5 protein-coding genes and 3 tRNA genes (1 of these 8 running past the window's edge) are annotated in these 7,724 nt (G+C 39.8%); 1 reads left to right on the top strand and 7 read right to left on the bottom strand.

What is annotated here, in order from left to right:
• Positions 1-58 precede the first annotated feature (58 nt).
• From IGL49_RS11865 to IGL49_RS11880, 4 genes are all read right to left on the bottom strand, one after another.
• Positions 59-2,554, bottom strand: a complete 2,496-nt coding sequence (locus IGL49_RS11865) for an ATP-dependent Clp protease ATP-binding subunit (protein ID WP_104854112.1) — start codon at positions 2,552-2,554, stop codon at positions 59-61.
• Between the two features lie 2 nt (positions 2,555-2,556).
• Positions 2,557-3,024: a CtsR family transcriptional regulator gene (locus tag IGL49_RS11870; protein WP_002354715.1), complete on the bottom strand. Its 468-nt coding sequence runs from the start codon at positions 3,022-3,024 to the stop codon at positions 2,557-2,559.
• A gap of 833 nt (positions 3,025-3,857) precedes the next feature.
• Complete coding sequence (locus tag IGL49_RS11875; protein ID WP_164982936.1) at positions 3,858-5,087, bottom strand: aminotransferase class I/II-fold pyridoxal phosphate-dependent enzyme; 1,230 nt, start codon at positions 5,085-5,087, stop codon at positions 3,858-3,860.
• Positions 5,065-6,372 (bottom strand): PTS sugar transporter subunit IIC, encoded by a 1,308-nt coding sequence (locus tag IGL49_RS11880; RefSeq protein WP_104854110.1) that lies wholly within the window; start codon positions 6,370-6,372, stop codon positions 5,065-5,067. The genes IGL49_RS11875 and IGL49_RS11880 overlap by 23 nt, the downstream gene beginning before the upstream one ends.
• A 145-nt stretch (positions 6,373-6,517) precedes the next feature.
• Here IGL49_RS11880 and IGL49_RS11885 point away from each other — a divergent pair, with 145 nt between their 5' ends.
• The gene (locus IGL49_RS11885; protein ID WP_104854109.1) at positions 6,518-7,375 is read left to right on the top strand and encodes a MurR/RpiR family transcriptional regulator; all 858 of its coding nucleotides are present in this window, start codon (positions 6,518-6,520) and stop codon (positions 7,373-7,375) included.
• 45 nt (positions 7,376-7,420) lie between these two features.
• Here the strand turns inward: IGL49_RS11885 and IGL49_RS11890 are convergent.
• From IGL49_RS11890 to IGL49_RS11900, 3 genes are all read right to left on the bottom strand, one after another.
• Positions 7,421-7,494 (bottom strand) — tRNA-Pro (locus tag IGL49_RS11890).
• 89 nt (positions 7,495-7,583) lie between these two features.
• Positions 7,584-7,657 (bottom strand) — tRNA-Arg (locus IGL49_RS11895).
• A gap of 14 nt (positions 7,658-7,671) precedes the next feature.
• Positions 7,672-7,724 (bottom strand) — tRNA-Leu (locus IGL49_RS11900); it runs 33 nt beyond the window's last position.

Raw genomic sequence — 7,724 nt, forward strand, 5'->3', positions numbered from 1 at the left:
ATAGAAAAGCCTGGCATAAAAACCCTAAATGGTTTTTGTACCAGACTTTGCATCTCATCTATACAGTTTGTAATTCTTTCGCTTCTGTTTTTGGTGCTTTTGGTGCCCGCACATTTAACGTAATTTTGCCTTTGCTAGCACCTAGGGTTACTTTATCCCCTAACTGAATTTGACCGGAAAGAAGGGCTTCACTTAAACGATCTTCCACTTCTTTTTGCAAGGCCCGACGAATCGGACGTGCGCCATATTCTGGATCAAACCCGACTTTACCAATGACTTCAATTGCAGCGGGCGTGATTTTCACTTTGACCTCTTGTTCAGCCATCCGTTTCACGACAGATTGACTCATAATTTTCACGATTTCATGAATTTCCTCTTGTTTCAAGGAATGGAATACAACCGTTTCATCAATTCGGTTTAAGAATTCTGGACGGAAGGCTTTTTTCAATTCTTCCATGATACGTTTTTGCATTAATTCATGATTTTTAGAAATGTCTTTCACATTGAAGCCGACATGTTTTTCTTCACGAATCGCTGTTGCACCTAAGTTGGAGGTCATGATTAAAATCGTGTTACGGAAATCAACTTTTCGCCCTTTGGCATCCGTTAAATGACCATCGTCTAAGACTTGTAATAAAATATTAAAGACATCTGGATGGGCTTTTTCCACTTCATCTAGCAAAATAACGGAATATGGACGTTGACGAATTTTTTCAGTTAGTTGGCCGCCTTCTTCATAGCCGACATAGCCTGGAGGAGAACCGATTAAACGACTAGTACTGTATTTTTCCATAAACTCAGACATGTCCACGCGAATCAAGGCTTCTTCGCTGCCAAACATTGCTTCGGCTAAGGCTTTGGCAAGTTCTGTTTTCCCAACCCCAGTTGGTCCTAAGAACATGAAGGAACCAATCGGTCTTGCTGGGTCTTTCAAGCCACTACGCGCACGACGGATAGCTCGTGAAACAGCTTCAACTGCTTCATTTTGGCCAACGACCCGTTGATGTAAGATGGTCTCTAATTCCATCAATCGTTCGCTTTCTTTCTTCTCTAGCTGCTGCAAAGGAACGCCTGTCCATTGTGAAACAACCCCAGCCACGTCTTCTTCTGTTACTTGTGTACTGTAACCAGACAAACTTTTTTCTTTCACTGTAATTAATTCTTCTAGTTTTTCTAACACTTGTTTCTCTTGTTGGCGAATCCGAGCGGCACTTTCAAATGCTTGGTTTTGAATGGCTTCTTCTTTTTCCGCAATTAATTGAGAAATCTCATTACGTAATTCATTAATTTCTGAAGGTTGATCTGCCTTATCTAAACGAACTTTCGCTGCAGATTCGTCCATTAAATCAATTGCTTTATCTGGTAATTGGCGGTCATTTAAATAGCGAATTGATAATTGAACCGCCGCATGTAGAGCTTCATCTGTAATCTCTACGCCATGATGTTTTTCATAGCGTGAACGCAAGCCTTTTAGAATTTCTTCTGCTTCTTCTGGCGTTGGTTCTGCTACTTGAATACGGGCAAAACGACGTTCCAAAGCGGCATCTTTTTCAATATATTTTTGATATTCATCTAAAGTTGTCGCACCAATTGTTTGCAACTCACCACGTGCTAAAGCAGGTTTTAAAATATTTGAGGCATCAATTGCCCCTTCTGCACCGCCAGCACCGATCAAGGTATGCAATTCGTCGATAAATAAAATAACTTGTCCATCTTGATAAATTTCATCGACAACTTTTTTCAAACGATCTTCGAACTCACCTCGATATTTAGTCCCAGCAACCAAGGCACCCATGTCTAGCATCATTAAACGTTTGCCTTGCATATCTTCAGGAACTTCCCGGTTGACAATTTTCTGGGCTAACCCTTCTGCTATCGCTGTTTTCCCAACACCTGGTTCACCGACTAAGACAGGATTATTTTTGGTACGGCGACTCAAAATTTGAATCAAACGACGAACTTCGGTCCCGCGACCCACTACTGGATCCAAGCTTTGTTCTCGTGCTAACTTGGTTAAATCTCTCGCTAAAGAATCCAATGTTGGCGTCCCTTGTGGCGCATTTTTATTTTGACCATTCCGACGACGTTGTGCGCCATTGGGTTCGGAAACGCCCATTTTTTTCAATAATAATTGACGCATTTTGGATAAGCTTAATCCCAAATTCACTAAAATTCTAGACGCTAAAATTTCTTCGTCTCTTAACAAGCCTAATAATAAATGCTCGGTACCAATCTTTTGAGCCCCTAAGCGCTTCGCTTCATCTCCAGCATAGGCAAAAATTTGTTTGGCTCTTGGTGAATAAGGCAAGTATAAGTTGTTATTCCCCATTGGACTTTGGATGGTGCCATAGCCACTTAAATGCTCAATTTCTTCACGGATGTCTTCTGTGTCAGTATTCAATTGTCGTAATGTTTTTCCGGCAATCCCATTTGGTTCTAAAACGAGTGCTAATAATAAATGCTCAGAACCGACGGATTGGTGACGAAAATACTTCGCTTCTTCTTGTGCAATCGCCAGGACGGCTTTCGCACTTTCTGTAAATAGTTCATCCATAGTTATTCCTCCTCATAGCTCAAGCGCTCTAAAAAAGAACGCATTATTTGAGCTCTTAGAAAATCTTCGTGATTCCCCAGACCATTCAATGTGCTTTTACTTAAAGCAGCTAGCATTAAATTGCCTTCCTTTTTCGTAATCACTTCTTCTTCATACAATGTTTGAATAAAAGTTAGCGCATCTTTTTCTGTTAAGGTTGCGCCAATCAATTGATCCATTTGTTTTAGTAATTGATCGTTATCTGAAATTTGTACTTTGACAATGCGAATATAGCCGCCTCCACCACGTTTACTTTCAACTGCGTAGCCTCGTTGGATGGTAAAACGTGTATTAATTACATAGTTAATTTGTGAAGGAACGCAATTAAATAAATTAGCCATTTCCGCCCGACGGATTTCAATTTTATTACTTTCTTCTAAAATCTTTTTTAAATAAGCCTCGATTAAATCTGACGTATTTTGATTACTCATAGTCTTCCATCCTTCTTCTATCTTGACTAATATTGACCATTATTATATCGAACTTTCCCTATTAAATAAAGAGGAACGCTTTGACTTTAATAAAAAAATGCAAAACAGGAGGAACAACCTCAGTCAAACTGACTTAAGTTTCCCTCCTAAAATTGAAAATATGTTATTGAATCACAGAGGCTGAGACAAAAGTGTTTAGCTCCAAAAACCAAGTAGGTACTGTTCAACACTCCCAAAGGCTCAAATACATCGAGTAATCGCAGATGTCATCTATTTGCTTTGCAAATAGTGTTTCTCAGCACTTAAGAAGGCTAAACTGCGACGAATGCTCACATGAGAAAGCCAATAAGAAGAAATTTCCGAAAATTGTCATAAAACACAACGAGGAACGAGTTGATGTTGCATGATACAACTACACTCCGTTTCGTTCGCATCAATTTCTACGCATGGAACATGCTAGAATTGAAGGACCCGGTGTTCTTTAATTTTTGAAGACCAAGTCCTTCACCAAGTAGGTACGTTGCTTTCATCTGCTCCTTTTTCGCAGTGAAGCAACGCAATTCTTAGTGATTTATCACTTAGAGATTGATGAGATCGGAGCTCTGCGAAGTAGGTATTGTTCATCACTTTCAAAGAACAAATTGCGACGAGTAACCGCAGGAGCACTTTCTTAGTTTTTCGTGATTCTCAACACTTGGAAGGATTAAGATACGGCGAACACTTGTGTGAGAAAGTCAATTTCGGCTTATTGTTTTCTCGCCAAAGGCTCGTCACAGTTTTATCCTTGCGAATTCCGAAGGAGTTGCTTTTGTTCAGCTGATTATCTTAATGTCTCACAAAAACGATGCTTCGCCGTAGGCTTGATCCAAGGCTTGTTGAATATCTTCGATAATAGATGTTGGCTCCTCCAAACCAACGTACATACGAATGTGCGCTGGCGACAAGCCTCTTTTTTGAACCGCCACCAAGTTATTACCTTTAAATACGGGTAAGGCCAAACTTTCAAAGCCACCCCAACTGACCCCAATTGTGACCAGTGTCAATGCGTTCACAAATGTTTTCAAACGTTCAAAATCGGTATCTTTTAAATCAATCGCAAACAATGAGCCATAACCTGTTAAATATTTTTCTGCTAACGCTTGTTGTTGTTGATTCCCTACAAAAGGATGATATAAGCGACTGATTCGCGGATCCCTTTGCAAAGCCGACAGCACCGTTTGGATGGCTTGAGACTGATGCGCCAACCGAACGGGCATGGTACGAATACCTCGTAACGCTAACCAAGAATTAAAGGGACTATTGACTGCGCCTAATGCTTGATGACCATGTTCAAAAATTTGATCTACAAGCGCTGCTTTGCCAATGACAGCCCCTGCTACAATATCCGAATGGCCACCAATATATTTAGAACAAGAATGAATCACCAGGTCCACATTATGGCATAAAGGATGCTGAAATAACGGGGATGCCCACGTGTTATCAATGACAGTGTATGCGCCGATTTTTTGTGCTAACGCAGTTATTTTTTCTAAATCTAGCAGTTCAAACTTTTGTGAGGACGGACTCTCAAAGTAAATGACTTTGGTGTTTTCCTGAACAAATTGAAAAAGTTCTTCTGTTTCTGCAACGTCTACTCGGGTCAAGGATACGCCAAATTTCTCTATATATTGCACAAACGAAACAGATTCTCCATAAATTGTATTGACCATTAAAACATGATCGCCTTGTTGGAGTAACGTAAACAGCGTTGCTGAAATAGCGCCCATTCCTGAGGCAAAAACTTTACATTTTTCTCCACGTTCCAAACGAGCAATTTTTTTCTCTAAAATTTCTGTTGTGGGGTTGGTGCCACGTGTGTAGACATAATTATTTTTTTCATCTATACTCGCTGCCATAAATTCTTCGTAAGTTGGGAAATAAAAGGAAGAGGTTTGAACCAACTCGGGCACCATGGGATGATACATTTTTTCCATTCCTTTTTCCACTTCACAGCAAATATTTTCATCATTCTCAACATGCATTTCCTTCACTCCTCTTTCTCTACAATGTTTCTGGTACTTCATGGGCTTCTTCTTTTTGATATTGTCGATCTAAGGCTTTTACAAATGGATAATAAATGACGACACTAGCGGCAACAGCTAAAACTTGCGTCACTGCACCTTGCCATTTTCCCACTAAAAAGCCCGAAAACAGAAAGGGCGTAGCCCATGGTGCTTGAATGTTTGTAAACATTGGCATGAACCCAATTTTCATTGACAGAAAGGCAATCAAGACCGATACAATCGGCGCGATCGCAATCGGAATCAATAATAAAGGGTTAAAAATAACTGGGAGTCCAAAAATCAAGGGTTCATTAATGTTGAAAAATGCTGGAACAAACGAAATTTTCGACATGGCTTTCATTCTAGACGAATGTCCGACGATGGCCATTGCAATAGCTAAGCCAATCGTGCAACCAGCGCCTCCAATTGTGGCAAATTGATCGAGCATTTGGACCGTGCCAAAGTTGCCACTTTGAGCAGTTAATTGTCCTAATTCCGCTAAGCTTTGGTTTTTGTCTGCATTCGCATATAAAATAGGATATAGCATGGAATTGATGACAGTTGGATGAATCCCAAACCACCAGAACAGTCCATTTAAGCCAGCCACAATAATAATTGCAAAAGGGGTTCCGATTAAACCTTGCAGTGGCGCTTGAATCACCGCATAAATTAATTGCGGGAAGGAATCCGCAAACGAAAGCCCGATCCCATTAATCAATAAAGCCACCGCTACCACAAAAATCCCAGGAATCAATGCACTAAAAGCTTGGCTCACCATAGAAGGCACGCTGTCAGGCATTTTGATGACTAATTTTTTCTTAATACAGAAACGAGTCAACTCAACCGAAAGAATTGACATAATAATGGCCGTAATCACCCCTTGCGTTCCTAACCAATCAAACGATAAAACTTTCGTCACAACTTCGCCTGATTCAGTGGTCACCGTTTTCGGTAAAACCACTACGTAAGCAACAATCCCTAAAATTAATGAAGTTAAACGATCCATCTCGTAACTTTCCGCCAATTTATAGGACATCGTCCCGGCAAAAATAATTCCCATCATGTTGAAAGTCGCTCGATAAGCTGGTGAAATCATATCCGCCCAACCCGCACCGAAAATTCCAGCCATAAAATCGCCATACCCTGCTACTGGAAAATCTGTAATCAACATAAAAATCGATCCAATAATTGTTAACGGCATAATTGCAAAAAAACCATTTCTTAAGGCTTGAAAATAACGTAAACTTGTAATCCTTGAAACTTTAGGCACTACGGCTTGCTCCACCCAGTTTGTTAACTTATCCATTTCACTTCTCTCCTTAATCCTTTGTGATATCCTCATCATAAAGAAACCGCTTTCTGATGTAAATACAACTAACTGATTCTGTAACTATGTTTCATAATCCATACGCTTAAGGTATACTGAAAGCGAAACAAAGTACCACAGAGAGGTGAACCCATTGAATCTAATCGAATGTTTAGAACAAAAAGAACGCTATACATATAACGAAGGACTAATTATTGATTTTATTTTATCTCATACTGAACGAGTCCTGCATATGTCGATTTATGAACTAGCAGAAGCCACCAACTCTTCGACCTCCACGATTGTTCGTTTGTGTAAAAAAACAGAGACTAGCGGTTTCAAAGAATTTAAAATCCGCTTGTCCCGCGACTTAGAAATTCACTACCAAGCAATCCGGAATGTTGATGCGAATATGCCTTTTTTAGCGCAAGATTCTGATTTACTAATTGCCAAGAAAATTGCGCAGTTAACGACTGAAACCGTTCAATCCACTCAACAGTTATTAACCGATGCCATGTTAAATAAAAGCATTGATTTACTTTTAACTGCTGAAAATATTTTAGCAGTGGGTGTCAGTAACTCCTACATTCGCTTAACGGATTTTCAAACAAAGTTGTTACGCATTCAGCTATTTATCCATTTAATCCCTTATCAAGCTGAACAATTTTATTTAGCCATCAATGCCACCAAAAATGACGTAGCCATCCTCGTCTCTTACAGTGGGAACACTGCAGAAATCGTTAATGAAGCACGGATTTTTGCAGAACGAGGCACCCCGATTATTGCCATTACTTCAGACTTGAACAGCCAATTAGCTAAATACGCCACAGTGATTTTACCCATTCCTAATGTTGAACATGCCGATTTCAAAGTCTCAACCTTTTCCTCTCAACTAGCCATCGAATATATCCTTAATGTCCTTTATTCCTGTATTTTTAGTCGTAATTTCGATAAGAATTACACATCACAAAAAAATACACCTACTTCGATACTTAAATTTTAAACAAAACAAAAAAACAGTACTGACAATCAGTACTGTTTTTCACAATCGGGAAGACAGGATTCGAACCTGCGACCCCTTGGTCCCAAACCAAGTGCTCTACCAAGCTGAGCTACTTCCCGGGCTATAAAGTTAAAGTAATAAAAAAAGACTATCGAATTAAAAAGAAACTCACGTGCACCTTTTTAAAACTTAGTCAATCACTCAACTATGCACCCAAAGGGAGTCGAACCCCTAACCTTTTGATTCGTAGTCAAACACTCTATCCAGTTGAGCTATGGGTGCTAAATATAAAACAATGCCGAGGACCGGAATCGAACCGGTACGGTGATCACTCACCGCAGGATTTTAA

The sequence above is a fragment of the Enterococcus sp. DIV1337a genome (assembly GCF_051712285.1).
GTDB lineage: Bacteria > Bacillota > Bacilli > Lactobacillales > Enterococcaceae > Enterococcus > Enterococcus faecalis.

Excerpts from the sequence above, each read along its gene's own strand:
- IGL49_RS11865 (WP_104854112.1), bottom strand. The coding sequence starts at position 2,554 with ATGGATGAACTATTTACAGAAAGTGCGAAAGCCGTCCTGGCGATTGCA.
- IGL49_RS11870 (WP_002354715.1), bottom strand. The coding sequence starts at position 3,024 with ATGAGTAATCAAAATACGTCAGATTTAATCGAGGCTTATTTAAAAAAG.
- IGL49_RS11875 (WP_164982936.1), bottom strand. The coding sequence starts at position 5,087 with ATGAAGTACCAGAAACATTGTAGAGAAAGAGGAGTGAAGGAAATGCAT.
- IGL49_RS11880 (WP_104854110.1), bottom strand. The coding sequence starts at position 6,372 with ATGGATAAGTTAACAAACTGGGTGGAGCAAGCCGTAGTGCCTAAAGTT.